Origin of the sequence: Paenibacillus hemerocallicola (assembly GCF_006265175.1) — a bacterium.
In the GTDB taxonomy this organism is placed as follows: domain Bacteria; phylum Bacillota; class Bacilli; order Paenibacillales; family NBRC-103111; genus Paenibacillus_AB; species Paenibacillus_AB hemerocallicola.
The window spans coordinates 54712-80070 of record NZ_VDCQ01000005.1; the positions used below are offsets into that span (position 1 = coordinate 54712).

29 protein-coding genes and 1 other annotated feature are annotated in these 25359 nt (G+C 54.2%); of the genes, 20 read left to right on the top strand and 9 right to left on the bottom strand.

Going from position 1 to position 25359, the window contains the following annotated elements:
- Positions 1-30 precede the first annotated feature (30 nt).
- The gene (locus FE784_RS04910) at positions 31-1068 is read right to left on the bottom strand and encodes a FecCD family ABC transporter permease (protein ID WP_246131908.1); all 1038 of its coding nucleotides are present in this window, start codon (positions 1066-1068) and stop codon (positions 31-33) included.
- On the bottom strand, positions 1065-2075 hold the full coding sequence (locus FE784_RS04915) for a FecCD family ABC transporter permease (protein WP_139601019.1): 1011 nt from the start codon (positions 2073-2075) through the stop codon (positions 1065-1067). The genes FE784_RS04910 and FE784_RS04915 overlap by 4 nt, the downstream gene beginning before the upstream one ends.
- 268 nt (positions 2076-2343) lie before the next feature.
- On the opposite strand from FE784_RS04915, the gene FE784_RS04920 reads away from it, so the two are divergent.
- The 7 genes from FE784_RS04920 to FE784_RS04950 all read left to right on the top strand — a co-directional run bounded on the left by FE784_RS04920 (position 2344) and on the right by FE784_RS04950 (position 9653).
- Entirely contained in the window at positions 2344-3318 is a 975-nt protein-coding gene (locus tag FE784_RS04920; RefSeq protein ID WP_139601020.1) for an ABC transporter substrate-binding protein, read from the top strand.
- Between the two features lie 142 nt (positions 3319-3460).
- Entirely contained in the window at positions 3461-3709 is a 249-nt protein-coding gene (yidD, locus tag FE784_RS04925) for a membrane protein insertion efficiency factor YidD (RefSeq protein WP_218103751.1), read from the top strand.
- Between the two features lie 41 nt (positions 3710-3750).
- Positions 3751-4007: a binding site (T-box leader), on the top strand.
- Positions 4008-4058: 51 nt separating this feature from the next.
- A complete protein-coding gene (gene metG, locus FE784_RS04930) occupies positions 4059-6047 on the top strand; it encodes a methionine--tRNA ligase (RefSeq protein WP_139601022.1) in 1989 nt (662 codons plus the stop codon).
- Between the two features lie 192 nt (positions 6048-6239).
- Positions 6240-7235: a metal ABC transporter substrate-binding protein gene (locus FE784_RS04935; RefSeq protein WP_218103749.1), complete on the top strand. Its 996-nt coding sequence runs from the start codon at positions 6240-6242 to the stop codon at positions 7233-7235.
- A gap of 98 nt (positions 7236-7333) precedes the next feature.
- The gene (locus FE784_RS04940; RefSeq protein WP_425465531.1) at positions 7334-8083 is read left to right on the top strand and encodes a metal ABC transporter ATP-binding protein; all 750 of its coding nucleotides are present in this window, start codon (positions 7334-7336) and stop codon (positions 8081-8083) included.
- A gap of 15 nt (positions 8084-8098) precedes the next feature.
- Entirely contained in the window at positions 8099-8908 is an 810-nt protein-coding gene (locus FE784_RS04945; RefSeq protein ID WP_139601023.1) for a metal ABC transporter permease, read from the top strand.
- A gap of 31 nt (positions 8909-8939) precedes the next feature.
- The gene (locus tag FE784_RS04950; protein WP_139601024.1) at positions 8940-9653 is read left to right on the top strand and encodes a cytochrome c biogenesis CcdA family protein; all 714 of its coding nucleotides are present in this window, start codon (positions 8940-8942) and stop codon (positions 9651-9653) included.
- 45 nt (positions 9654-9698) lie between these two features.
- Here the strand turns inward: FE784_RS04950 and splB are convergent, their stop codons facing one another.
- Positions 9699-10766, bottom strand: a complete 1068-nt coding sequence (splB, locus tag FE784_RS04955) for a spore photoproduct lyase (protein WP_139601025.1) — start codon at positions 10764-10766, stop codon at positions 9699-9701.
- A gap of 236 nt (positions 10767-11002) precedes the next feature.
- Between splB and FE784_RS04960 the strand changes: the two genes are divergently transcribed.
- The 3 genes from FE784_RS04960 (at position 11003) to FE784_RS04970 (ending at position 13528) form a co-directional block, all read left to right on the top strand.
- On the top strand, positions 11003-11803 hold the full coding sequence (locus tag FE784_RS04960; protein ID WP_139601026.1) for a polysaccharide deacetylase family protein: 801 nt from the start codon (positions 11003-11005) through the stop codon (positions 11801-11803).
- A 170-nt stretch (positions 11804-11973) separates the two neighbouring features.
- On the top strand, positions 11974-12381 hold the full coding sequence (mntR, locus tag FE784_RS04965) for a transcriptional regulator MntR (protein ID WP_139601193.1): 408 nt from the start codon (positions 11974-11976) through the stop codon (positions 12379-12381).
- Positions 12382-12541: 160 nt separating this feature from the next.
- Complete coding sequence (locus FE784_RS04970; RefSeq protein ID WP_139601027.1) at positions 12542-13528, top strand: patatin-like phospholipase family protein; 987 nt, start codon at positions 12542-12544, stop codon at positions 13526-13528.
- A gap of 59 nt (positions 13529-13587) precedes the next feature.
- On the opposite strand, the gene FE784_RS04975 is transcribed toward FE784_RS04970, so the two are convergent.
- Positions 13588-13887 (bottom strand): hypothetical protein, encoded by a 300-nt coding sequence (locus tag FE784_RS04975; protein WP_246131909.1) that lies wholly within the window; start codon positions 13885-13887, stop codon positions 13588-13590.
- Positions 13888-13923: 36 nt separating this feature from the next.
- The gene (locus FE784_RS04980) at positions 13924-14847 is read right to left on the bottom strand and encodes a DUF1385 domain-containing protein (protein WP_139601195.1); all 924 of its coding nucleotides are present in this window, start codon (positions 14845-14847) and stop codon (positions 13924-13926) included.
- 177 nt (positions 14848-15024) lie between these two features.
- Here FE784_RS04980 and FE784_RS04985 point away from each other — a divergent pair, with 177 nt between their 5' ends.
- The 5 genes from FE784_RS04985 (at position 15025) to FE784_RS05005 (ending at position 18609) form a co-directional block, all read left to right on the top strand.
- Positions 15025-15522: a YqhR family membrane protein gene (locus FE784_RS04985; RefSeq protein WP_139601028.1), complete on the top strand. Its 498-nt coding sequence runs from the start codon at positions 15025-15027 to the stop codon at positions 15520-15522.
- A gap of 183 nt (positions 15523-15705) precedes the next feature.
- Positions 15706-16155 (top strand): type II 3-dehydroquinate dehydratase, encoded by a 450-nt coding sequence (aroQ, locus tag FE784_RS04990; protein WP_139601029.1) that lies wholly within the window; start codon positions 15706-15708, stop codon positions 16153-16155.
- Positions 16155-17228, top strand: a complete 1074-nt coding sequence (locus FE784_RS04995; RefSeq protein ID WP_139601030.1) for a M24 family metallopeptidase — start codon at positions 16155-16157, stop codon at positions 17226-17228. Before aroQ ends, FE784_RS04995 begins: the two co-directional genes overlap by 1 nt.
- A gap of 52 nt (positions 17229-17280) precedes the next feature.
- Positions 17281-17838: an elongation factor P gene (efp, locus tag FE784_RS05000; RefSeq protein WP_139601031.1), complete on the top strand. Its 558-nt coding sequence runs from the start codon at positions 17281-17283 to the stop codon at positions 17836-17838.
- A gap of 105 nt (positions 17839-17943) precedes the next feature.
- Positions 17944-18609: a DNA-binding response regulator gene (locus FE784_RS05005; protein WP_139601032.1), complete on the top strand. Its 666-nt coding sequence runs from the start codon at positions 17944-17946 to the stop codon at positions 18607-18609.
- A gap of 214 nt (positions 18610-18823) precedes the next feature.
- Here the strand turns inward: FE784_RS05005 and FE784_RS05010 are convergent, their stop codons facing one another.
- The 4 genes from FE784_RS05010 to comA form a co-directional block, all read right to left on the bottom strand.
- On the bottom strand, positions 18824-20182 hold the full coding sequence (locus tag FE784_RS05010) for an aspartate kinase (protein WP_139601033.1): 1359 nt from the start codon (positions 20180-20182) through the stop codon (positions 18824-18826).
- Between the two features lie 76 nt (positions 20183-20258).
- Entirely contained in the window at positions 20259-20723 is a 465-nt protein-coding gene (locus FE784_RS05015; protein ID WP_139601034.1) for a DUF441 domain-containing protein, read from the bottom strand.
- A gap of 148 nt (positions 20724-20871) precedes the next feature.
- The gene (locus tag FE784_RS05020; RefSeq protein ID WP_139601035.1) at positions 20872-21582 is read right to left on the bottom strand and encodes a 2-phosphosulfolactate phosphatase; all 711 of its coding nucleotides are present in this window, start codon (positions 21580-21582) and stop codon (positions 20872-20874) included.
- 253 nt (positions 21583-21835) lie between these two features.
- Positions 21836-22636: a phosphosulfolactate synthase gene (gene comA, locus FE784_RS05025; protein ID WP_139601036.1), complete on the bottom strand. Its 801-nt coding sequence runs from the start codon at positions 22634-22636 to the stop codon at positions 21836-21838.
- A 189-nt stretch (positions 22637-22825) separates the two neighbouring features.
- On the opposite strand from comA, the gene FE784_RS05030 reads away from it, so the two are divergent.
- From FE784_RS05030 to spoIIIAD, 5 genes are all read left to right on the top strand, one after another.
- Positions 22826-23092, top strand: a complete 267-nt coding sequence (locus FE784_RS05030; protein ID WP_139601037.1) for a YqhV family protein — start codon at positions 22826-22828, stop codon at positions 23090-23092.
- A 65-nt stretch (positions 23093-23157) separates the two neighbouring features.
- Entirely contained in the window at positions 23158-24159 is a 1002-nt protein-coding gene (gene spoIIIAA, locus FE784_RS05035; protein WP_139601038.1) for a stage III sporulation protein AA, read from the top strand.
- Entirely contained in the window at positions 24156-24674 is a 519-nt protein-coding gene (gene spoIIIAB, locus FE784_RS05040) for a stage III sporulation protein SpoIIIAB (protein WP_139601039.1), read from the top strand. The genes spoIIIAA and spoIIIAB overlap by 4 nt, the downstream gene beginning before the upstream one ends.
- A 14-nt stretch (positions 24675-24688) precedes the next feature.
- Positions 24689-24892, top strand: a complete 204-nt coding sequence (gene spoIIIAC / locus FE784_RS05045) for a stage III sporulation protein AC (RefSeq protein WP_110840056.1) — start codon at positions 24689-24691, stop codon at positions 24890-24892.
- A gap of 60 nt (positions 24893-24952) precedes the next feature.
- Positions 24953-25342, top strand: a complete 390-nt coding sequence (gene spoIIIAD, locus FE784_RS05050; protein ID WP_139601040.1) for a stage III sporulation protein AD — start codon at positions 24953-24955, stop codon at positions 25340-25342.
- The last annotated feature ends 17 nt before the right edge of the window (positions 25343-25359 follow it).

The window sequence follows — 25359 nt, forward strand, 5'->3', positions numbered from 1 at the left end:
CGAATTGCATAAGTATCGCTGCCGCCCGATTCAGGCGTTGCGGTTTTTGTACAGCAAGTATAAGAAAAACGGTGCGCCGATCAGCGAAGTGAAAATGCCGACAGGCAAATCCAGCGGAGCGAAAGCCGTTCTCGCGATCAAATCGGAGGCGGCTACGATAATGCCGCCGATCAGCGCGGAAACCGGCAGCAGCCCTCCGAATGACGGGCCTACCAGTCTGCGCGCCGCATGTGGCGCCAGCAGGGCGACGAATCCGATCGCCCCGCCTACTGCCACGGCTGCACTGGCCAGACCGACACATAGAACGAGCAGCAAGAGACGATCCCGATCGACCTTGCTGCCTGCCCCGGCGGCCGTATCGTCGCCCAACTGGAGGACATTCAACGTGCGCCCCATGAAGAAGGCGACCGGGAGCAGCACGAGCGTCCAAGGCAGCAATACGAACACGTTGCTCCAGTTGGAGCCGTATACGGTACCGGTCAGCCAGGTCAGAGCCTTGCTCGAAGCATAAAATTGGCTTCTGACGATCAACAGCGTCGTGACCGCCTTCATCGTCGCTTCGATACCGATGCCGATCAGAACCAGACGCATGGCCGACACGCCCTTTTTCCAGGCGAGCACATAGATGATGGCGGTAGCGGCCACCGCACCCAATATGGCGGCGAACGGCAAATACCGGACGCTTGCGGCGGGAAGAAGCGTAATGAAGACGACGGCTGCCGCGGATGCCCCGCCGGTTATCCCCATAATGTCCGGAGATGCCAACGGGTTGCGGATCATGCCTTGCAAAATCGCCCCGGAAGCGGCGAGCAGCATGCCGATCAGCATGGCTACGATAATTCGCGGCAACCGGAATTGCAGCACGACCGTCGCTTCGGCCTGATCGCCCATTCCAAGGAATATCCGGACGACCGACAACGGGCTGATTCGCAACGACCCGATGGCTGCGCTGGCAATAGCTACAACGACTGCTATGACGGTCAGAATGACGATTACGGACAACGTCCGTTTGTCCATTAGGCCCGAAGCCCTCAGCGTCTTGCTGCGGAACGGAATATATTTGCTCACGGCTTCGACCACCCCTTGCGCGCCGCGAAAATGAAAAACGGCGTTCCGATCAAGGCGGTCATGACGCCGATCGGCATTTCGCCCGGCATCGCGACGAACCGTCCGGCGATATCGGCCGCGATCAGCAAAATCGCGCCGATGAATGCGGCGTAAGGGGTCATCCAGCGAATATCGTTGCCGACCAAATATCGGCATAGGTGCGGGGTGACGAGCCCGACGAAGGCGATCGGTCCGGCGATGGCGACCGACGTTGCGCACAGCGTCATGACGATGGCGCCTGCGACCGCTTTTACGATCAAGGTGCGTTGACCGAGTCCTTTCGCTACGTCGTCTCCGAGCATCAACGTATTCATCGGACCGGATATAACCAATGCGCCGATCCATGCGGCCGACATGTACGGGAGAACGTCCCATAGCAGCGAGAGCTTGCGGCCTTGGACCGAGCCGGCGAGCCAATACAGCACTTCTTCCATATTCTTTTTATCGATCAGGAGCAGGGCGTGAATCATCGACGAAGCGAGCGCCGTCACGGCCGCCCCCGCCAGCGTTACTTTGAGAGGAGAGAGGCCCTCCTTGCCGACGGAGCCCAGTATGTACACGACGATTCCGCTCAAGATGGCTCCGATGAATGCGATCCACGTATAATCGCCCAGCGAGCTGACAGAGAAAAAAGTAACGGCGCACACGATCGCAAGTCCGGCGCCGGAATTGATTCCCATCAATCCGAGATCGGCAAGCGGGTTTTTCGTCAACGCCTGCAGCAGCGTGCCGGCGATGCCCAGGCTTGCTCCGACCGCGGCGGCGATCAAGGCGCGGGGCACGCGAAGCTCCTTGATGGCGATATGTTCATTCGAGCCGTTATAATGTAGGAATGCGTCTACGGCCGTTTTCCAGCTCGTGACGATCACTCCGTATACGATGCTTGCGTAGAGAGCAATTGCGAGTATTAGAAGCGCCGCGGCGATTCCCAGCAGTTTGCCGGAAGTGCTTCTCAAAACCGATGGCATAAAGTTCCTCTTTCCCGACGATCGTAAGGCAATATATCTTCTTCGATCAGTGTAGGGGAATGTGACGATTATGTCAATGAGTTTGAGAGTCATTCTCATCATTTATGCCGTTTTTTGTTTAAGCAAAAATGCATGTCAATCGCAAATTCCGTTTGTCATTTTTTTGTCATTGACACAATCGCCGACTACGTGTAATATTTTATCTCGTTAATGATAATCATTCTCACGAAGTCGGATGATTGCATAGGATACGAGGGGGAGTTACGCAATGAACTGGAGATGGAACCGTTTGGGGACGGCCGTGTTGACCGCCGTAGTCGGAGCGACGGTAGTTTTGGCAGGATGTTCGGACAAGAAAGCGGCAGAGCCTGCTCAAAATAATGCATCGGGCGCAAGCCAAGGCTATACGGTCAAGCACGCCATGGGGGAAACGCCGATCCCGAAAACGCCTTCGAGGGTCGTCATCCTGACGAACGAAGGGACCGAAGCGCTGCTCGCGCTCGGTGTCAAGCCGGTGGGCGCGGTCAAATCGTGGACCGGGGAACCTTGGTACGATCATATCAAGGCCGAGATGGAAGGCGTCAAAAACGTCGGCACCGAAAGCCAGCCTAATATCGAAGAAATCGCCGCGCTGAAGCCCGACCTGATCATCGGCAACAAAATGCGCATCGAGAAAGTATACGACCAGCTGTCGAAAATCGCTCCGACCGTTTATTCCGCCGAGCTTCGCGGCGATTGGAAAATCAATTTCAAATTGTATGCCGAAGCGCTGAACAAGAAGGCGGAAGGCGATAAAGTGCTGGCCGATTTCGATAAACGGATCGAGGATTTGAAGACGAAAGCCGGAGACAAGCTGAAGCAAAAAGTGTCGCTCGTCCGGTTTATGCCGGCCACGGCACGGATTTATTATAATGATACGTTTGCGGGCGTCATTTTCAAGCAGGTCGGAATCGCACGTCCGGAGAAGCAGAACAAGGAGACGTTCGCGGACGATGTGACGAAGGAACGGATTCCGGATATGGAAGGCGATCTGTTGTTCTATTTCACGTACGAGACCGGCGACGGCAAAGCGACCAAGATGGAAGAGGAGTGGGTGAAGGATCCGCTCTGGAACAACCTGAACGTAGTCAAAAACAAAAAGGCGATCCGGGTAAGCGACACGATCTGGAATACGGCCGGAGGCGTGAAGGCGGCGAACTTGCTGCTCGACGAGCTGTACAAAGTATACGAGGTCAAGAAGTAAGAACGGATATGAGGAAAGGGCGGTTCCCCGGTGCGGGAGTCGCCCTTTTTTTCGCATCGTGCTATGATAGGGAGAATGAAGCCGTATCGGATGGAGGGTGAACATGATCGCGGAACGAACAAACGGGACGACCGGGCGAGGAATGCGCGTCGCCCTGCAAATGCCGATCCGCTTTTACCGGAAGTGGATTTCTCCTCTAAAGCCGCCTACTTGCCGCTTTTACCCCAGCTGCTCGGCGTATGCGCTCGAAGCGATCGAGGAGTACGGACCGGCCAAAGGGAGCTGGATGGCGGTAAAGCGCATTTGCAAATGCCACCCGTTTCATCCCGGAGGCTTCGATCCGGTTCCGCCCCGCGACATGGAGAACGGAGAAGGGCGGCAGCCGACTTGACATGACATGCGGCGTTTGCGTAGAATGGGTGTAACTTCATAACGTTTCCATTGAACGGATGAGTAAGAAGTCCGCTCCTATAGCAGAGAGCCGGGATTGGTGAGAACCGGCATAGGGTCGCTTCCGAATATGGTCCGGGAGGAATCGCCGTCGAGCCGTCTGTCGCAGACCGGTCAGACCGCGACGCACGCCAGCGTTACGGGGGCAAGTCCGGATCGGACTTGACTGAGCCCTGCCATCTTCATGCGGCGGGGAAAATTGGGTGGTACCGCGTGAGCTTTCGACTCTCGTCCCATGTGGACGGGGGTCTTTGTGTTTTTTACGACCATAACGAGGAGGAGCATATTCAATGAGCGACAGCAGGAAAACGTACTATTTGACGACACCGATCTACTATCCGAGCGACAAGCTGCATATCGGACACGCTTATACGACCGTCGCGGGGGATGCGATGGCGCGGTACAAAAGGCTCCGCGGCTATGATGTGATTTATTTGACGGGGACGGACGAGCACGGGCAGAAGATCGAGCGCAAGGCGGCCGAGAAAGGCGTAACGCCGCAGACTTTCGTGGACGGCATCGTCACCGGAATCAAATCGCTCTGGAGCAAGCTGGACATCTCGTACGACGATTTCATCCGGACGACGGAAGAACGCCATACGAAGGTGGTGCAGCAAATATTCCAGCAGCTGCTGGATCAGGGCGATATTTACCTTGGTGAGTACGAGGGCTGGTACTGTACGCCCTGCGAATCGTATGTGCTGGAGCGCCAGCTGGTCGACGGCAATTGCCCGGACTGCGGCCGCCCCGTCGAGAAAGTCAAGGAGCAAAACTACTTTTTGCGGTTAAGCAAATATGCCGACAGGCTGCTGCAATATTATGAGGCGCATCCGGACTTTATCCAGCCGGACACGCGGCGCAACGAGATGATCAGCTTTATCAACCAAGGGCTGGACGATTTGGCCGTATCCCGCAATACGTTCGATTGGGGGATTAAAGTACCGGGCCATCCGGAGCACGTGATCTATGTATGGATCGACGCTTTGTCCAACTACATTACGGCGCTCGGCTACAAGTCGGACGGAGCGAAGTTCCGTTCCCACTGGCCGGCTGACGTTCATCTCGTCGGCAAAGACATAATCCGCTTCCATACGATCTATTGGCCGATCATGCTGATGGCGCTCGATCTGCCGCTGCCGAAGCAAGTGTTCGCGCACGGCTGGTTTCTGACCAAGGAAGGGAAAATGTCGAAATCGAAAGGCAACGTCATCGATCCGGTGCTGCTGATCGAGCGATACGGTCTAGACGCGCTGCGTTATTTCCTGCTGCGTGACGTTCCGTTCGGACAAGACGGCGTATTTACGCCGGAAGGGTTTATCGAACGGATCAACTTCGATTTGGCCAACGATCTGGGCAACCTGCTCAACCGGACCGTCGTCATGATCGACAAATATTTTAACGGGGACATTCAGCCGTTGCTTCCAGAAGCAACCGAATTTGACGCCGCTTTACAGGAGACGGTACGTCAGGCCGTTGCGAAAATGGAAGAGGCGATGGAGAAGCTGGAATTTTCCGTCGCTCTCGCGGCCATCTGGCAGCTGATCGGACGGACGAACAAATATATTGACGAAACGCAGCCTTGGGCGCTCGTAAAAGACGAAGCCTCCCGTCCGAAGCTTGGCTCGGTGCTGTATCATCTCGCCGAATCGCTGCGCATCACTTCGGTTCTGCTGCAGCCTTTCATGACCCGCACGCCGCGGAAAATATGGGACCAGCTCGGGATATCCGGCGACGGGCGGCTGACGGAGTGGGATAGCGTACACACTTTCGGTTTATTGCCGGCCGGGACGAAGGTGAAAAAAGGCGAAACGCTGTTCCCTCGTCTGGAAGTGGCTCAGGAGGTCGCGTATTTGATCGAATCGATGGGCGGAACGCCGCCTGCCGCATCTCCGGAGGCGAGTGCGCCGACGACGGAATCCGGCAAGAAGGAGTCGGGAGCCGCATCGGACGCGCTAGAGGAAATCGGCATCGACGACTTCATGAAGGTAGAGCTGCGCGTCGCCCGAGTGCTGGCCGCCGAGCCTGTCAAAGGAGCCGACAAGCTGCTGAAGCTGCAGGTCGATCTCGGCTATGAGAAACGTCAAGTCGTATCCGGCATCGCCAAGTACTATTCCCCCGATTCGCTCGTGGACCGCAAAGTAATACTGGTGGCAAACCTGAAGCCGGTCAAGCTGCGCGGCGAGCTGTCGCAAGGGATGATCCTGGCCGCTTCGGAAGGCGACCGGCTGACTCTGGCTACCGTAGCGGAAGACATTCCCGTCGGCTCGATCGTCAAATAGATCGCGGCAAAATCGTAACGCCTCCCGACCCGTACAAGGTTGAGGAGGCGTTATTTGCATGCGGAAGCTAATTGTTGCGAAAAGTTTAGGTTGACAACCCGACCGGTGGAATTTTATAATCACATTTGTAAATAGAAATAGTTACGATTTACAAATTCGTTTCACCGGTTTGCCTGGAGGGGAGTAACCAATATGAAGAACAAGAACCGAAGCAAGGTCCGCTTAATCGTCTCTCTCATTGTTATGCTGGTGCTGGCGGCCGTTATGACAGGCTGCGGCGGCAAGTCGAATGTAACGTTATCCGACGGAAAAGTCAATGTCGTTACTACGTTTTATGCCCTTTACGACTTCGCGAGCCGAATCGGCGGCGATAAAGCGAACGTGATCAATTTGGTCCCGGCCGGGGTGGAGCCGCACGATTGGTCGCCGAAAAGCCGCGATTTGAAAAATATGAGCAAGGCGCAGCTGTTCGTCTATAACGGCGCCGGATTCGAAGGCTGGGTTCACGATTTTCTAGACAGCTTGAAGAAAGATTCCGGCGTATCGGTCATCGAGGCGAGCCAAGGCATCGCACTGCTCCACGGGGCCGCACATGAAGACGACCATGGCCACGACGAGAAGAAAACGAAGGGCAAGGATGAACACGGACACGGGGAAGACGATTCGGACGTCGACCCGCACGTATGGGTAAGTCCGAAATCGGCGCTGAAAATGGCTGAAAACATCAAGAACGGACTCGTTCAAGCCGATGCGGCGAATAAATCGTACTACGAAGCGAACTACGAGACGCTCCGGAAGCAGCTGTCCGACCTCGACGCCAAGTTTACGCAATCGCTCGCGAAGGCGCCGAAAAAGGAAATTGTCGTATCCCATCAGGCGTTCGGCTATTTGTGCCGCGACTACGGATTGACGCAAATGCCGATTATGGGACTGTCCGCCGATTCGGAGCCGACGGCGCAAGACTTGAAAGAGATCAATAAATTCGTTAGAGACAATCAGGTCAAATATATTTTCTTCGAGGAGCTCGTGTCCGACAGAATGGCCAAAACATTGGCGAAGGACGCGGGAATCGAAACGCTCGTGCTCAACCCTCTCGAAGGTCTCACTCAGGAGCAGGCGAAGGCCGGTGACAATTACGTGACGGTTATGGAGAACAATTTGCAAAATTTATTGAAAGCATTACAATAAAGAAGGAGTACATGACCATTTCAAGCGCGAATGGAGAGCCATCCATGCAGCAATCGACCCGACCGGCGGGAGAACATTGTCACCTGCCGGTCGTTTCTATGCAGAACGTTTCATTTCAGTACGAGCAGCGGACCGTTATCGATCGGTTGAACTTCGACATTTTGCAGCGTGATTTCGTCGGCCTGATCGGTTCGAACGGAGCCGGCAAAACGACCCTGCTCAAGATGATCGTCGGCTTGCTGAAGCCGGATCAGGGAGAGGTTCGCTTGTTCGGAACGCCGCTGCCGCAGTTTCGCGATTGGGAGCGGATCGGGTATGTTCCGCAGAAGAACGCGTTCAACCCGCTATTTCCCGCTACCGTCCGGGAAGTCGTGTTATCCGGCTTATACGGACGCAAGAAGCTGTTCAAGCGGATAAATCGCGACGATTTGAAAAAATGCGACGATGCGCTGCACGCGCTGCGCATCGAGGAGCTTGCCGATCGCCGTATAGGCCGATTGTCGGGCGGACAGCAGCAGCGCGTATTCCTCGCCCGGGCGCTGGTGAACAGTCCGGAGCTGCTCATCCTTGACGAGCCGACGGTCGGCATCGATTCGGAGACGCAGGAAAGCTTCTTTCATATGATCCGGCATATGCATCAGCGGCATAATATCACATTTCTGATGGTATCGCACGATCTCGATATGATGAATGCGTATCTCGGTTATGAGCCGGCCCACGCTAGCGGAAAGTTGAAATTTTTCGTCAAGCATTCGCACGAGCTTGACAATTGCGCCGAGACAAACCTGGCGCACAGCCTACGCGACCTTCGGCTTGCCGATGAACCCGAACCGTTAACGGCACGATAAGGGAGAAGAATACTATTGGATATTTTTTCGGAATACTTTTTTCAACGGGCATTGATTGGAGGTATTCTGATCGGGGGAATGGCGCCGCTTTTGGGCGTTTTTCTGGTTCTCAGACGGTTGTCGATGATCGGCGATACGCTGGCCCACGTCTCGATCGCCGGCGTCGCGTTGGGCTTCCTGCTCGGCGTGTATCCTCTGGCAGTAGGATTGTTGTTCTCCATTCTCGCCTCGTTCGCGATCGAACGGCTCCGCAGAGCGTACAAGACGTATGCGGAATTGTCCATTGCCATCATTATGTCCGGGGGAGTGGCGCTGGCCACGTTTTTGTTTACGTTGGGCAGAGGGTTCAACATGGACGTAACCAGCTATTTGTTCGGCAGCATTTATACGCTCAGCTGGACCGATTTGTGGCTCGTACTGGCCGTGACGCTGGTCGTGATGTGCATGCTGATCGTTTTTTTCAAGGAAATGTTTCTGATCATGTTCGATGAGGACGCGGCGGCCGTGAGTGGAATACCGCTTCGCGCATTGAACCTGCTGACGACCATACTGACGGCGCTGGTGATCGGCGTGGCCATCAAAATCGTCGGAGCCTTGCTCGTATCCGCGCTTTTGACGGTTCCGGTCGCATGCAGCTTGGCTGTGGCCAAAAGCTTCCGGCATTCGGTATGGATCGCGCTCGTGTATTCGGAGATTGCCGTTGTGGGCGGACTTGTCGCGGCCGGCGTTTGGAACTGGGCACCCGGCGCAACCGTCGTGCTGATGCTGATCGCTCTGCTGATCGTCACGCTGCTCGTGCGGGGGCGCAGCGGCGCCAAAGTGTAGTCGTACAATTGCTTGAAGAGGAGGGGACGGCTTGACTCAAGTCAACATTTGGATCGCGCTGTGGGCCGGATTCGCTTCATTTATATCGCCCTGCTGCCTGCCGCTGTATCCTTCTTATTTGTCCTACATAACCGGTATTTCCGTACAGAGGCTTAAGGAAGACCGGACGAAGAAGGAAGTGCGGCTGGCCACGACGGGGCATACGCTGTTTTTTATACTCGGGTTTTCGATCATCTTCTATTCGCTCGGGTTCGGGGTCGGGCTTGTAGCCGACTGGTTCAACGACTACCGGGATATCATTCGCCAGCTGTCGGCCATTCTCATCTTCGTCATGGGCTTGTTTCTGATCGGCGTGTTCCAACCGCAATGGCTGATGCGGGAACGGAAGCTGCAAGTGAAATCGAAGCCGGCCGGATACCTTGGCTCTTTGGTCGTAGGAATGGGCTTTGCCGCAGGCTGGTCGCCTTGCGTCGGTCCGATCCTCTCGTCGATTTTGCTGCTCGCGGCTACGGAGCCGGGCACATGGTTTCAATTGACGACCGCTTATTCCGTCGGGTTCGCGATCCCGTTTTTCATACTTGCCTTCTTTATCGGCTCTACGAAGTGGATCGTCCGTTATTCTTCGCTGCTCATGAAAATAGGCGGAGGATTGATGATCTTGATGGCCGCGCTGCTTTATTTCGATAAAATGATTTTGATTACGATCTGGCTGCAGGAACGGACGCCGGATTGGCTGAAGTTTTAATCGGGGAAAACCGCTCGGTAGCGAGCGGTTTTTTTCAATTGCGCGCTAAGTGAAGTATTCGATTTTGGCTTGCGGAAATTGCTCGAATATGCGCTCGGTAATAAATTCGCGTAAAGCGTGAGCCTGTTCGTCGGGATACACGTATTTGCCCTGACCCCAGCGTCCCCATTTGTATTTGCGCTTCGCCTCGTCCATCTCCAGCTTCGTTTTCGGATAGCGCTGGAGGATGACGGTTTTGGCCGTCTTCGTAAACCGGTGCTGGATCAGCTCGAACGTCAGCCCGTCCGACGCTTCCTCCGGTACGGCGGCCCTCAGCTTCTCCAGCAAGGCGCTGTAGCCATCCTCCCAGCCGTCGTGCCATATGATCGGGGCGATAATAAATCCGAGCGGATATCCCGCTCTCGCCACTTTGCCGGCAGCTTCGATTCGTTCGGCAAAAGTCGAGGTGGCCGGTTCGAAATGGCGAATGACATAATCGGCATTCACGCTGAAGCGGAACCGCGTATTTCCGTTATGCCTCGCATCCAGCAGCGAATCGACGTGATGAAATTTGGTGACGAACCGGAGCCGTCCCAGCGGCTGTTCGCCCATGAATTCGATCAGTTCCTTCAACGATCCGGTAATATGCTCCAAGCCGACCGGGTCTGACGTACATGCGGCTTCGAAACGCGTAACCTCTGGCTCCCGCTCCGTAATATATCCCCGAGCCGCGTCCAGAACGTCGTCCATATTGACGTATACGCGAATATACGGCTTGGCCCCCAGAGTCGTCTGAAGATAACAATAATGGCAATGCCCCATGCAGCCTGTCGCGATCGGAATGGCATACTCCGCCGAAGGCTTGGACGTATCGAATTTTAACGTTTTCCGCACGCCTACGACGAGCGTCCGTTTGGCGATTTTGTACTTTTCCGAATCGCTATCTCCGGGAAAGCCGGTAATCCGGTTGTGCGAGCTTGTCATGCGAATGGGCAGCCCCAGCGAGACGGCCCATTCATGGATGCGCCGGCCTTTCGGATAATGCAAGGAATCCGGTTCGAAATAGACGAGTTCCGGGACGAATTGAAGCGTATTTTTCGTTTTGACCGGAGGGGACAGCAGCTCGGTGGTCAAGGAGTCATCTCCTTTGCAGGAATGAATGTAGTCGGATTCGCCATAGTGTTCCCTTGGGCGTATGCTTCGAGTCTTGTCCGAGACATAACAGTGATCGGCAAATTTGGCTTCCGAGCGTCTACTAAATTGTACCAACTCAATCGCTCGTTATGATAGAATGATAAAGTCATAAGTCGTACGACGGTCTATTAAACTTGGCATATCCGGTGCCGATATCCGATTGAGGTGTAGTTCAGATGACGAAAGTGTTAATGACGTTCCCCGAAGGCAAGTTCAAAGTGCTGACATTAAGCTACGACGACGGCAGAAATGCCGACCGGAGATTGGTGGAAATCATGAACAGCCACGGAATCAGAGGTACATTCCACCTGAATTCCGGTTTGTTCGGATCGAACGACAGAATCCCGCAGGAAGATATCTCTTCGCTTTACGAGGGGCACGAAATATCCGCCCACACGGTGAATCATCCGACCATTGCCAGATGCCCCAAGGAGCAAATCGTCGACGAAATTATGGAAGACCGGAAAGGCTTGGAGAGCATTGCCGGCTATACGGTGAGAGGACTGTCCTATCCGAACGGCTCATACAACAAGCTGATTAAAGAGATGCTCCCTTACATGGGAATCGAATATTCCAGAGTTACGCACAGCACGGGCGGCTTCGCCATACCCGACGATTGGTACGAATGGAGACCAACGTGTCATCACAAGCAAAACCTGATTGGCGTGGCCGACAACTTCCTATCCTTGCAAAAAGTCCAGTATTTGTACATGATGTACGTGTGGGGCCACAGCTACGAGTTCGACAACGACAACAATTGGGACGTGATCGAGGCATTTTGCGAGAGGGCCGGCCGTCAAACCGACATTTGGTATGCGACAAATATCGAAATCGTCGATTATTTCAAAGCGTTTCAGCGTCTGCAATTTTCCGCCTCGCGTTCGTTCGTGTATAACCCGTCGGCCCGTCCGGTTTGGATTTCGGCGAATGGCAAAATCGTCGAAATCGGCGGAGGCAGTCAAGCGCGGCTCGTTTAATCGATGTCGCATGCCGCGGCACCGTTCCTCCGGACGTCAATGGCCTCCTTATTATCGGTTCTTATATCGGTTAACTGGGTAAACTTGCTTTGTCCGGTTAATCGGTGTATCATTAATAAGGTTTGGCAAACCGGAACCGAGGAGGGGTCTTTTTGGCAGCGACACCGAGCATGGAGGACTATCTGGAGAAGATTTACAAGCTGATCGACGAAAAAGGATATGCCAGAGTGTCCGACATTGCCGAAGGGCTTGAAGTTCATCCCTCGTCCGTTACGAAAATGATTCAGAAGCTGGATAAAGACAATTACTTGATTTACGAACGATATCGCGGACTTGTCCTTACTTCCAAAGGGAAAAAGATGGGGAAACGACTCGTCGACCGGCATCATTTGCTGGAAAGCTTCCTCCAACTGATCGGCGTTCAGGAGGAGAACATTTATAAGGATGTCGAAGGAATCGAGCATCATCTGAGCTGGGATTCGATCACCTGCATCGAAGTGCTCGTCGAGTATTTCCAACGGCAACCGGAACGCGTAACGGAATTGATGAATATTCGCAACGAGCTGGAATCGGAATAACCGATTGATTAAACGCTCCGAGTGTCCCGCAAGGCGGGGCAAACGGGGCGTTTTCGCATTTATGCCGCTATGGAGCCGAGGGTGTCATACGAACAAACCGGTACCGCATACAGTTCTTTAGTAGTTAATCGCTAAAGACGGCTGCGGAAGGGTGACAACCATGATCGTCAACGGTGTGTTCGAAGGAGGGGGCGTCAAAGCGATTGCGCTCGTCGGAGCGATTAAGGCGGCAGAGGAGTACGGAGTCAAATTTCGTCATGTCGCCGGCACCTCCTCAGGTGCGATTGTGGCGTCGTTGTTGGCTGCCGGATATACGGCCGACGAGCTGAAGAAAATTATATTGGAGACGCCCTTTACGGACTTTCTGACCCGTTCCTGGCTGCATCAGCTGCCGATCGTCGGGCCCGCCGCGCGAATATTGATCAAAAAGGGTCTTTACTCGGGTCAGCGTCTCGAGTTATGGATCGCGGAGAAGCTCGCTGCAAAAGGAGTGCGAACCTTCGCCGATTTGCCCAAAGGAAAACTGAAAATCATCGCATCGGACATCTCGCAGGGAAAGCTGCTTGTGCTTCCCGACGACATCGCCCAATACGGAATCGATCCGGAGCAGCTGCCTGTCGCGAAAGCGGTCCGGATGAGCACGAGCATCCCTTATTTCTTCGACCCCGTCGTCTTGCGGAAAACGCCAAAGGTACGCAAAAAGGGGGAATCCTTCGCCGATCAGTTCATTTATATCGTCGACGGAGGGCTGTTAAGCAATTTCCCGCTCTGGATCTATGACGAGGAGAACGGCAAAATACCGGAGAGCGAGCTAATTCCCACACTCGGATTCCACCTTGTAGGGAAGCAATCGAACAGCCCCCGTACCATTGTCGGACCGTTGTCGATGTTTCAGGCACTATTTGCGACTATGATGGAAGCGCACGATGAACGGTACATCGAAGAGAAAAACCGGTTCCGTACGATCAAAATCCCGACGCTGGGCGTAAGGCTGACCGACTTCGATATTAAGCCCGAGAAAAGCTTGGAGCTGTTCAACGCGGGATATGCGGCAGCCAAAGCTTATTTCCAAAAATGGTCGCACCAGCACTATATCCAAACGTTCAATCATCTTATTCGGGATGGTCAGAAGGGACGACCGGCTTAAACAAAATAATGTTGTCGAAAAAGTAGACCCGGGATCGATATCCCGGGTCTTCATTATGGTCAATGATACGTATATGGCTTCTCCGGCGGCTCGTCGTCATCCCGCTTGTTTCCTTGAATGACGCGAAACGGGATGTTTTTCCGTTTTTCTTTCGTTTTCTTTCCGGCAGAAGAGGGTGACGATTTGCGCTGCTTCGATTTGCGCCAACGGGCAGGCGGATATTTATAGAGGACGAATATGCCTCCGAATATAACGATCGCGATGATCAGATTAAACGGGTTGGACATCATCGTGCTAAAGATGCCGATAGCCATCAAGACGAGAATGAGAATAAAAAGCGGATGTATGCGCCGTTTCAAATGCAGCTTCCCCCTTTCAGCGTATATGCCTATCTCCTAAACCGCCTGTCCTGCATTGGCCGCATTCCGGTGTTGCAGCAATTCCCGTTCGATTTCCAGCATCCGTTCGAACGAGGCGATCGATACTTCCACCTGCGAGTCGTCCGGCTCCTTGGTCGTCAGCTTTTGCAGCCACAATCCGGGGTAGCCGAGATAGCGCAGCACCGGCGTTTCCCTTACCGAGTTCGTCAATCGGAGTACTTCGTACGAGAGACCGATGACGAGCGGCAGCAGCAAGATCCTAAGCAACAAACGCTCCCATAAGTTATCGTATTCGAAAAACGAGTATACGATCACTCCGACGAGGACGGTAAATACGATAAAGCTGCTGCCGCACCGGTAATGCAAAGTATTGAATTTCTGTACGTTGGAGACGGTCAGCTCTTTGCCCGCTTCGTAGGCGCTGATTACCTTATGCTCGGCGCCGTGGTATTGGAACAGCCGCTTGATCAATGGCGTCAGCGAGATAAAGTAAATATACCCGAGCAGCAAAACGATTTTGATGACGCCTTCCAGCAAATTGTGCAAAATCTGATTCTCGAACAAGTTCTGAAACAACAGCTGCTCGATAAAGGCCGGTACGAGCGTGAACACGAATTTACCGAACAGAAACGATAAGACGCCTACGACGGCAACACCGAGAATCATGGAAACATTGCCGAATCCGCCTTGTTTTTTGGAAGGCTGCTCTTCGGCTCCGCCCTCGTCCTCGGCATATTTTTCCGCGGAGAAGTTCAGATGCTGCGCGCCTTTGGCGCTCGATTCGATAATGGCTACAATGCCGCGAAGCAGCGGGATTTTTTTGAGGTTGCTCACCCAAGAAATATCTTTGCGGGGCACCTCGAAAAATTCGATTTGATTGTTTTTACGGCGAACCGCAGTTACATTGACGGTTTTGCCGGCCATCATGACGCCTTCCATAACCGCCTGACCGCCGTAAACGGCCTGATTTTGAGACAATGAGGTCACCCTCCTTCGACTGAGAATGGATTTCGTATATATTCATTGTAACGAATTCCGGCGCGGAACGCCACTCGTTTAGTTCACCCCGAAATGCGCATACTAAAGCTAACTTTGGCAATGAAAGGACGAAAAGTCATGGATCAACGAGCAATGGGCCCAGAGCGGAAGGAGCCTACGGGCGTGTGGTCATTTGCGCTGCAGATCGGATTTTTCGCGGGGCTGATCTGGGGAGCGGTCAAAGCGGTCGAAACCTATTTCAAGTTTACGAAAATACCGGCAACATTTATGGCCAAACCGTTTTTCGCGCCGTCTTTCATGAATACGACCGCCGGTTTTTGGATGGGATGGCTGGCCTTCATCGTATTTTCGATCGCCGCCGCTTTGCTTTACGCGGCGCTGTTTCGCAAGGTCGTGGGGCATTGGACGGGGCTTGCTTACGGAGCGGCGTGGTGGGCTTTGCTGTACTTGCTCGTTGGACCGTCGACCGGCATGATGAAATGGATATACCGGTACGAATGGAATACGATCGTAACAGACGCCTGTTTATTTTTGCTGTGGGGGTTGTTCATCGGATTTTCGATCTCGTTCGAATTTACCGATGAACGGGAAAGGGAGCCTTCCGTAACGACCTAGAGACTGTCGAGCTTTTGCCTCCCTGGCAATAGCAAATTTTAATGCTAGGCGGCTGCATAAGTTTATTTATGCAAACAGTCCAGGTTGTCGAACCGTGCCATTCCAAAAAAAAGTTCTCAAAGCGGGGAAACTTATGGTAAAATGGCTTCGGTTCGATTCTTCCGATTCGGGGTGGTGGTTAGATTGTACAATATATTGGTTCTGCACGGCCCCAACTTGAATATGCTCGGTATCCGGGAGCCCGGCATATACGGGACGGTAACGTTGGCCGCCATCGAAGAGCGGCTTGCCGGATTGGCCGGACCGATCGGCGTTAACCTGGAGTTTCATCAGTCCAACCATGAGGGCGTGCTGATCGACCGGATTCACGGCGCGTTCGGGACGAAGGACGGGATCCTGATCAATCCGGGCGCCTTTACTCATTACAGCTACGCGCTTCGTGACGCGATATCTACCGTTATGCTGCCGACGGTGGAAGTCCACTTGTCCAATATTCATAAAAGAGAGCCGTTTCGGCACGTGTCGGTCATCGCTCCCGTAGCCGTCGGCCAAATAGCCGGATTCGGGGCTGCCAGCTACGAGTTGGGATTGTTGGCGCTGCACCGTCACCTTGAAGAAAAGGGGAGCTCCTGATGGAACAAGCCAGACTGTCCCGATTGCGAAAGCTTATGCTCGAAAGGAAGCTGGAGGCGCTGTTCATCACCGGAGAACATAACCGGAAGTATTTGTCCGGGTTTACAGGGTCGTCCGGGTATTTGCTCATTACGGCCGACAAGGCGTACTTGCTGACCGATTTCCGGTATATGGCGCAAGCGCCCGCTCAAGCGAAGCATTTCGAAGTCGTCGAGCATCAGCCTAAAGTATCCGCGACGGTCAGGGAGCTGCTGAACCGGGCAGGCGTCAGGGAGCTGGGCTTCGAGCAGCAGCATATTACTTATGCTTCATACGTATCTTATGCGGCCGATTTGGCGGACATCCGGCTCGTGCCAACCGATTCGTTGGTGGAGCTTCTTAGGATGGTGAAGGACGAATCGGAACTGAAGGTCATGAGGGAAGCGGCGGAGTTGGCCGACAAGACGTTCGCCCATCTGCTGACGACGCTTAAGCCGGGGATAACGGAAAATGACGTCGCCTTGACAATCGAGTTTTTTATGCGCCAGCATGGCGCTTCCGGGGTATCGTTCGAAACGATCGTCGCCTCCGGAGAACGATCCGCGCTGCCGCACGGTAAAGCGAGCGACCGGGTGCTGAAGTCCGGGGAATTTGTAAAGTTCGATTTCGGCGCTTATTATAAAGGATATTGCTCCGATATTACGCGTACCGTCATGCTGGGCAAGCCGACCGAAAAGCACCGGCAAATTTACGATATCGTGCTGGAGGCGCAATTGAATGCGCTCGAGCATATGCGGCCCGGTATGACCGGCAAGGAAGCGGATGCGCTGACCCGCGATATCATTAAGCGCCACGGCTTCGGGGATCATTTCGGCCATAGCACCGGCCACGGACTGGGCATGGAGGTCCACGAAGCGCCCAGACTTTCGATGCAGAGCGAGACCGTGCTGACCCCGGGAATGACCGTCACGGTCGAACCCGGCATCTACTTGCCCGGATTCGGCGGCGTCCGGATCGAGGACGACGTTGTCGTAACGAACACGGGAGTCCAAAGATTGACACAATCGACAAAAGACTTTATTATCATCGATTAGTGAATCTTTTTTTAGATAGGACCGATCCAGAACTATTTAGGAGGAAACGATTGTGATTTCTGTTAACGATTTTCGCACTGGCTTGACCATCGAGGTGGAGAACGATATTTTTACCGTAATTGATTTCCAACACGTAAAACCCGGGAAAGGCGCAGCCTTCGTCCGTTCGAAGCTGAAAAACTTGCGCAACGGCAATACGGTGGAAAGAACGTTCCGTGCCGGCGAAGACGTAGGCCGTGCCCATGTGGAGAACCGAGCCATGCAATATTTGTATGCAAGCGGCCAAGAGCATACGTTCATGGATAACGAAACCTACGACCAAATTACGCTTCCGGCATCCCAGCTCGAATGGGAGTTGAATTTCCTGAAAGAAAACATGACGATCAACATCGTCAGCTATCACGGCGAAATTCTCGGCATCAACCTGCCGAACAGCGTCGATCTGAAAGTAATCGAGACGGAGCCGGGCATCAAAGGCAATACGGCTACGGGCGCTACGAAGAACGCGAAGGTCGAAACCGGCCTGAACGTGCAAGTGCCGCTTTTCATCAACGAAAACGACACGCTTCTGATCAGCACGAGCGACGGCAAATACATTTCGCGCGCTTAAGCTGTACAAGCAAACCGACAAGGAAAGCATCCTTCTAATTGAAAGGGTGCTTTTTTGTTTTTTGCGGTTTGTTTATTGATACATTCGAGGAGGAGGAGTTTCAATATGGTAAGCGGATCGGCATACGAAATATGGACCCGGGAACATGCCGGGAATCGAAAGGGCGAGAGGCTTCGACGTTTGAAGGAAGGACACGGCCATGCCGAGAAGCTGTTTGCCGAATCGGTTTGGTGGCCAGCCTTTACAAGCTATGACCGGCTGCATCCGGAATATGAAGTGTCCGACTTCAAAGATGGTTCCCGCTATCTGGACTTCGCCTATATCCGGGAAGGAGCGAAGGTGTGCATCGAAATCGACGGATATGGACCGCATCGCCGGGATGCCGACCGCAGACAATTTTCCGACGAACTGACCCGGCAAAATCATCTGGTGATCGACGGCTGGATCGTAATCCGATTTACATACGACGACGTAAAGGAGCGGCCTCGACACTGCCAACAATTGCTGCAGCAGCTCTTCGGCAAACTGTTCGGGGATCGTAACCGCACCGGAGAAAACTTGTCCATTCTGGAGAAGGAGGCAATCCGGCTTGCGTATCGGCAAAACGGCAAGGTGGCGCCAGGCGAGCTGTTCCATTATCTTGGGATAGGCAGAACGAAAGGCAGCCGGCTGATTGCGGACTTAATCGATAAAAAGTGGTTCATCCCGGCTTCCGGCAATCGGAGAATATGTTTATATCGATTAAACGGCGATCGGCCGTTGACTTTTTGAACGCAGCTTTCAATCAGTCGGCGAAACGAAGCTTACGGAGATTACTGCATACTGTCGGGTTCCTCCACAATAGGAATGCACAAACCGGCGTTATTTCGGGTGCGAGAAGGCAAACTGGCGCGGATAGTGCTCAAATGAGCGTTACTGGTTCCCTGCTGCTGGCTAACTAACGAAATCAGCTCTGCCGGAGGCCCGACAGAGCTGATCATTATGATCACGTATTGAAAAATGCGTCGTGCAGGGCGACGATCGCCTTGTTCATGTCGCCGCTTTGGATCCCGAACATGATGCTGCTCTCGGAGGCGCCTTGGTTGATCATCTCGAGATTGACGCCGTGGTCGGACAGAGCGCCGGTGGCGCGTTTGGCGACGCCGATTTGCTTGCTCATGCCGTCGCCGACGATCATGATCAGCGCGATTCCCCGCTGTACGATCAGCTTGTCGGGCTGGAGCTCGGTGCGGATCCGCTCGAGCACCTGCTTCTCCACCTCCGGAGTAAACGTCGACTCCTTGATGATGACCGAAATATGGTCGATTCCCGACGGAGTATGCTCATAGGACAGATCGGCGTCTTCGATAATTTGCAGAAGGCGGCGGCCGAATCCTTTTTCGCGGTTCATTAAATATTTGCTTAAGAAAATGGCGCAAAAATCCGAAGAGCCCGCCACGCCGACTACCGGCAGCTCGTGGTTGCTGCGTTCGAGAGAGATTAACGTTCCCCGCGACTCCGGATTGTTCGTATTCCGGATATGAACCGGAATTTTGGCGTTGAATGCCGGTTGCAGCGCTTCGTCGTGCAGGACGGAAAATCCCGCATATGACAGCTCGCGCATCTCGGCGTAAGTCATTTCATGAATCGCGGCCGGTTTCTCGACAATTCGCGGATCGGCGGCGAACACGTTGTCCACGTCCGTAAAGTTCTCATATACGTCCGCATGCACGGCTGCGGCCAAGATAGCTCCGGTAATATCCGAGCCTCCGCGGGGGAAGGCAACCAGATTGCCGTTCTTCGCGTATCCGTAAAAGCCCGGGAAAATAATACGGTGAGCGCTGTCCCGCAGAGGGCGCAAAAGCTCATACGACTCCGGCAGAACTTGAGCGTTGCCCGGTTCGTCGCTTAGAACGAGTCCGGCTTCCTTCGGATCTACATATATGAAATCGTGCCCTTCCTTGCGCAAAAAAGCGGCAAGCAGGCGGGCGCTGAATTCTTCACCCAAAGCTTTGATAGAATCGATATACCGGGCGCGGTGATTGCGGTTTCCTTCGCCACGGGATTTGAGCAGCGTCGCGATCGTTTCGAATTCCTCTCGGGGCAGCTCCAAGCCTTCGATAATGCCTGCAAAACGGTCCAATATCGATTGCTGCACCGCTTCCGCACCGGAGCCGCCCAACTTCGCTTCGGCGAAGGCAATCAGCAAATCGGTCACCTTCGTGTCCGGTTTGTTTCGTTTTCCGGGAGCGGATACAACTACGATTTTCCTGTCATCGTCGGCCAGCGCAATGGTGGCCACTTTGCGAAATTGCTCGGCGGAAGCTAGCGATGTGCCGCCGAACTTGCACACTTTTAAAGCCATGACGTCTCCTCCTAAACTGACTCTTCTGATACACTACCACAAGAGTGTTGTGGATTCAACGAGAATTCACGCGGACTTAAGGAAATTTTCCGAACAGAAAGGTGGCGATTTTCAGCAGCAGAGCCGTTATGCCCGCCGCCATGAGCGGCCCGACGGGGATCCCTCTCATGAAAATGATTCCGAAGATCGAGCCGATAACCAGACCTACGATCAACTGCGGATCCACCTTCAATAAATCGAGCCCTTTTCCGTTCATATAGGTGGCGATGGCGCCGCCGATCAAGGCGATAATTCCCGGCCATGACGTAAACACGGCCATGATGTCCTTGGTCGAGATCCGCTCGCTGGCGAAAGGCACCAATACGCCCATCGTTAAAAATAAGAGGCCCAGCTCGAGGCCTCTTCGTTCGATGGACGGCAAATAACGTTCCAGATGAATCAGCTTGACTACGAGCAGGACGCAAGCCGCTGTCGTAATGATCGGAGACCGCCCGACCATGCCGACAATGATCAACAACAATAGCAGAAGTTCGCCGTTCATACGAATAACCCCTTGTCCTTCTGGAGTGTGTGCCGATACATAAGCACGCAAGCAAAGCGCGCAAGACTGCCCGTCTTATGCTTGCCTAGTACGAAACGAAAGCAAGACAGCCTTTCATTCGTACTTATTGTATGAAAGGACAAGAGGTTTAGAACCGCATCATCGATTGGTCTCTCCAAACGGGGACGAGGTCGTAACGGTTCAATTGGGAGCAATGCAGGATGTCGTCGCGATGGCCGATTTTGCTCAATCTTCTGCCGCTGGAGCAGGATAGCAGCGTGTCTTCGATCCGATCCCGAACCGCTTCATAAGCATGTCTCATCGCCATGCCGAGATCGTTCGCTTCCACTTTATCGCCTCCGTATTCCATTAAGTATACGATCAATAGTCCCGCGCACAAGCCGTCTTCCAAGCAAAATTCATCCTGTGTACCCGCGCAGACGATTACGACATCCCGTTTCTGACTGAAGGCCGCTTTGGCGCACGCCTCGGCGTTCAACAAGGAGCCGGACAGCAGCCGGCCCGCCCGCTGAGATTTCTGAATGGCTCTGGTTCCGTTCGTTGTAGTGAGGATGATCCGTTTGCCGGCAATCGCTGGAGTCGAATATTCAGCGGGAGAATTGCCGTAGTGAAAGCCGGCGATCTTTTTGCAAAACCGTTCCCCCCCGAGCAAGTCTCCTTCTTGTTGAAGCTGTATCGCCTGATTGACCGTTTCAGCGGGTACAATCGCGGAGCAGCCATGCGCGAGCGCCGTGACGATCGTGCTCGTGGCCCTCAGCACATCGATCACGATGACCGTCTTCTGAATGAAGTCATCCGATCTTGCTTCGTTTACGTTCGAGATGACGTCCACTTGCATGTCTGATCCCTCGCTTTATAAAAAGGATGAATGAACCAAAATTCACTAATAGTGAGCCTCATTGCGCCATTCGTTTGATGGATGTGCAATTTCGGCGAGAGCCAAGAAAATCACAAATAAGCAAAATTGGTAAAATTGGTTCACTATTCGCCAACTGGCGCGATGGAGCAATACGACTTCCGTGTCCATGCTTAGCCCCTATTTTGTCTGGATGATTAGGAGGGCCTCCCGAGAGAGACTTCTGAGCATCGCCTCACTTTTGGGGGAAGCAAAACGTATCCGAGCGAAGTCCCCTGCGCAGCGATTCCAACGAATAAATGTCTTGCGGCGCGATGTTGCCCAAATTGACGGATGTCCCAAGCGCTTTCAACAAATCAATTTGTTGCTGCTTTTGCGGCGCTTCCCACAAAATACGCTTCGGGTCGGGCAATTGGCCGACTATATTATGAAGCTCCTCGTCGCGGCATTGTCCGTTGGCGTCGAAAATGCCGACACCCGCACCGGATTCCCGGGCTTCGATCGTTACGAGCGATGCTCCTTGCTGAACATCGATGAGGACGGTTTCCAGCAGCTGTTCCGTGTTGATCGTAGACCCCCACAGCTTTTTGCCGTACTCCGTGAACACCGTCATTCCTGCTTCACGTCCCCGCCGGATCAGATCGTTGCGTACCGACCGTTCCAATTCGATCGTTCCATCCGAAACTTCGATTGCGGTAAACCCGAGCCGTCGAATCGTATCGAAAAAATCCGGGACCGCGTCCTGCGCGACGGCAACCTCCAAGAAGGTGCCTCCCGGCATGATGGCGATTTGATGCTGACGCGCCAGCTCCAGTTTCCGTTTCAGCAGGTCGGTCGGATAAAGCGGCGTAGTTCCGAAGCCGATCTTCAGAAGGTCGATATATGGCGCGGATGTTTGGAGCAAATCTTCGAAAGCGTGGAGCCCCAGACCTTTGTCCATCACCATCGTTAGGCCGCAGGTGCGCGGCTTGACGGACCGGCATGCGGTCGGATCTTTCAGCAGCGGGTGCCACTCCAGCCGTGAAGTAACGTCCATAAAACAAATCTCCTCACTGTTTAAGGATTTGTATGATGTATGGGAGCAATATATGCACTCGCCCGGGGCGTGGTGCCGGCATGCCTAAAATGGGACTTGCTCGCATAACATGGGGAAAAGGTCGTTTCGGACGAGGAGGGGAAGAGTCCCGCTCGCCCGAAACGCCCGAAGAGGAGGGGAGCACAACCGATGATCAACAAAATCGTGCTCGGCATGGCCAGTCTGCGGCTCATGTCCGGAAGTCTGGAAATTATCGCCGCACTGCTCATGCTGAGGCTCAACCAGGTGGACAAAGCGCTGCTGGTCAATTCGGGTCTCGCTATCGTCGGCCCGATGACGCTTCTATTAACGACGACGATCGGATTGGTAGGATTGGCCGAGAAGCTGTCGTTTACGAAGATGCTGTGGGTCGGGCTCGGCGTAACCTGCATCTTTATCGGCATTCTGAAAAAATAGGGAATAAACCGCCTGTCCGGGCATATAGATGAGAGTAAACCCGGACAAACCGGGGAGGTGCCGCAATGCATGCGATTCTACCTTTTCTGCCGGCGCGGATTCGCGGAATGCTAGAAAGGCTGCCGGGCACGGCGAGCAATCGCCTCGAGGAAATCCGGATCCGGGAGTCGAGGCCGCTGGAGCTCGTCGTCGACGGGGAATCCCGCTTCGTATCGCCGGACGGGGCGTTTACCGACATAGCCGATGCGGGCTACCGACCTTCAAAAGAGGACGGGCTGAAGCTGCTCGACCTGCTGACCAACCATTCGTTGTATACGTTCGAAGAGGAACTGCGACGCGGCTACATTACGATCGCGGGCGGTCATCGGGTCGGCCTGGCGGGGAAAACGGTTCTGGAGCGCGGCGAGGTAAAGCATATCCGGGATGTCGCCAGCTTCAACATCCGCATCGCCCGGGCGCTCCCCGGCCTAGGGAAGCCGCTATTGTCCGCAATATGGGACGAGTCGGTCGGAACGATCCATCAGACGCTGGTCATCTCGCCTCCGCGCCAAGGCAAAACGACGCTCATCCGGGATTTGGCCCGACTGATCAGTGCGGGAGAAAGGAATGGCGGCGAGCTCGCCCGACCCGGGCTGCGGGTAGGCATCGTGGACGAACGGTCGGAAATCGCCGCTTGCGTGAAGGGCGTTCCGGCATTCGACGTAGGTCCGCGAACCGATGTGCTCGACGGATGTCCGAAAGCCGAAGGGATGATGATGATGATACGCTCCATGTCGCCCGACGTGCTCATCGTAGACGAGATCGGACGCCCCGAGGATGCTTCGGCGCTACAGGAAGCGCTGCACGCGGGCGTGCGCGTCATCGCCACGGCACACGGTCGCAGCGTCGGCGACGTCCGTGACAGACCCGTTATGAAGCGCATGCTGGAGGATCGGGTATTTGCAAGACTTGTCGAGCTCTCGAGGAGCCGTCGCTCAGGCTCGCGTTACATCGTATGGGACGCCTTCGGACGAAAAGTGGCCGAGCTGGCCGCCGCCGAGCTTGGCGACGGCGGGAGGTCCCCATGATCAAGCTGTTCGGCGCCATTCTCATCCTGGCCGCGGGAACGATGATCGGCTTCTCCAAAGCGAGCGTCTACGCCCGCCGGCCGAGGCAAATACGCCAACTGATCCATGCGCTGCAGCGGCTCGAGACGGAAATGACATACGGCTATACGCCGCTGCCGGAAGCGCTTCTGCGCATTGCCGCCCAACTGGAGCCGCAGCTGGCCGCCCTGTTCCGGATGGCCGCCGAGCCGTTGCTTACGGCTACAGGCAAGACGGCGGGCGAAAGCTGGAGGGAGGCCGTCAGCGCCTGTTGGAAACAAACCGCCCTATCATCGAATGAACGGGAAGTGTTGAGCCAGTTGAGCTTTACCTTGGGCATCAGCGACCGCGACGATCAATCGAAGCATCTGCGGCTGGCCGTCAGTCTGCTGCAGGCCGAGGAACAAGCCGCCTGGGACGATCAGCGGCGCTACGAGAAAATGTGGAGAAGCCTCGGGGTGCTGGCCGGAGCATTTGTCGTCATTCTGATGTACTAGAAGGGGTGCGGGTAATGAATGTGGATGTGAACGCGATTTTTCAAATCGCCGGCATCGGCATCATCATCGCGATGATCCATACCGTCCTGAAGCAAATGGGGAAAGAGGATATGGCGCACTGGGTGACGGTTATCGGCTTCGTCGTCGTCCTGTTCATGGTGGTGAGTCTGCTGGACGATCTGTTCAAGGAAATCAAAACGATCTTCTTATTCCAGTAGCAAGCGAGGTCATCCGAAGCTTCATGCTGTATAGAGGTACCGCAGGGTAGGTGTTCCCGGGTGGAAATGATCCAAATCGTCGGCCTCGGATTTATTGTAGCGATTTTGACGCTCGTCCTGAAGGAGCATAAGCCGCTGTTCGCTTTTTTGCTGGTCGCGATTACCGGAATTTACATTTTCCTGTTTCTGCTCGGCAAAATTTCCGCGGTGATCGATGTGCTCGAACAGCTGTCGGCCCAGACGAACATCAACGTGATGTTTCTGAAAACGGTGTTGAAAATAATCGGAATCGCCTATATCGCCGAATTCGGTGCGCAAATCGTCCGCGATTCGGGGCTCGAATCGGTCGCCTCCAAAATCGAGCTGGCCGGCAAAGTGCTTATTATGGTGATGGCCATTCCGATCATCTCGGTCATTATCGAAACCGTGGTGAAGCTGCTGCCCGCCTGAGGAGACGAATCGAATAC

Excerpts from the sequence above, each read along its gene's own strand:
- yidD (WP_218103751.1), top strand. The coding sequence starts at position 3,461 with ATGCGCGTCGCCCTGCAAATGCCGATCCGCTTTTACCGGAAGTGGATT.
- spoIIIAA (WP_139601038.1), top strand. The coding sequence starts at position 23,158 with ATGCATGCGATTCTACCTTTTCTGCCGGCGCGGATTCGCGGAATGCTA.
- FE784_RS04970 (WP_139601027.1), top strand. The coding sequence starts at position 12,542 with ATGATCGTCAACGGTGTGTTCGAAGGAGGGGGCGTCAAAGCGATTGCG.
- FE784_RS05020 (WP_139601035.1), bottom strand. The coding sequence starts at position 21,582 with ATGCAAGTGGACGTCATCTCGAACGTAAACGAAGCAAGATCGGATGAC.
- comA (WP_139601036.1), bottom strand. The coding sequence starts at position 22,636 with ATGGACGTTACTTCACGGCTGGAGTGGCACCCGCTGCTGAAAGATCCG.
- mntR (WP_139601193.1), top strand. The coding sequence starts at position 11,974 with ATGGAGGACTATCTGGAGAAGATTTACAAGCTGATCGACGAAAAAGGA.
- FE784_RS05005 (WP_139601032.1), top strand. The coding sequence starts at position 17,944 with ATGGTAAGCGGATCGGCATACGAAATATGGACCCGGGAACATGCCGGG.
- FE784_RS04995 (WP_139601030.1), top strand. The coding sequence starts at position 16,155 with ATGGAACAAGCCAGACTGTCCCGATTGCGAAAGCTTATGCTCGAAAGG.
- FE784_RS04980 (WP_139601195.1), bottom strand. The coding sequence starts at position 14,847 with ATGGAAGGCGTCATGATGGCCGGCAAAACCGTCAATGTAACTGCGGTT.
- FE784_RS05010 (WP_139601033.1), bottom strand. The coding sequence starts at position 20,182 with ATGGCTTTAAAAGTGTGCAAGTTCGGCGGCACATCGCTAGCTTCCGCC.
- FE784_RS04935 (WP_218103749.1), top strand. The coding sequence starts at position 6,240 with ATGAAGAACAAGAACCGAAGCAAGGTCCGCTTAATCGTCTCTCTCATT.
- FE784_RS04940 (WP_425465531.1), top strand. The coding sequence starts at position 7,334 with ATGCAGAACGTTTCATTTCAGTACGAGCAGCGGACCGTTATCGATCGG.
- metG (WP_139601022.1), top strand. The coding sequence starts at position 4,059 with ATGAGCGACAGCAGGAAAACGTACTATTTGACGACACCGATCTACTAT.
- spoIIIAB (WP_139601039.1), top strand. The coding sequence starts at position 24,156 with ATGATCAAGCTGTTCGGCGCCATTCTCATCCTGGCCGCGGGAACGATG.
- FE784_RS05015 (WP_139601034.1), bottom strand. The coding sequence starts at position 20,723 with ATGAACGGCGAACTTCTGCTATTGTTGTTGATCATTGTCGGCATGGTC.
- FE784_RS04920 (WP_139601020.1), top strand. The coding sequence starts at position 2,344 with ATGAACTGGAGATGGAACCGTTTGGGGACGGCCGTGTTGACCGCCGTA.
- spoIIIAC (WP_110840056.1), top strand. The coding sequence starts at position 24,689 with ATGAATGTGGATGTGAACGCGATTTTTCAAATCGCCGGCATCGGCATC.
- FE784_RS04960 (WP_139601026.1), top strand. The coding sequence starts at position 11,003 with ATGACGAAAGTGTTAATGACGTTCCCCGAAGGCAAGTTCAAAGTGCTG.
- FE784_RS04915 (WP_139601019.1), bottom strand. The coding sequence starts at position 2,075 with ATGCCATCGGTTTTGAGAAGCACTTCCGGCAAACTGCTGGGAATCGCC.
- FE784_RS04985 (WP_139601028.1), top strand. The coding sequence starts at position 15,025 with ATGGATCAACGAGCAATGGGCCCAGAGCGGAAGGAGCCTACGGGCGTG.
- FE784_RS05030 (WP_139601037.1), top strand. The coding sequence starts at position 22,826 with ATGATCAACAAAATCGTGCTCGGCATGGCCAGTCTGCGGCTCATGTCC.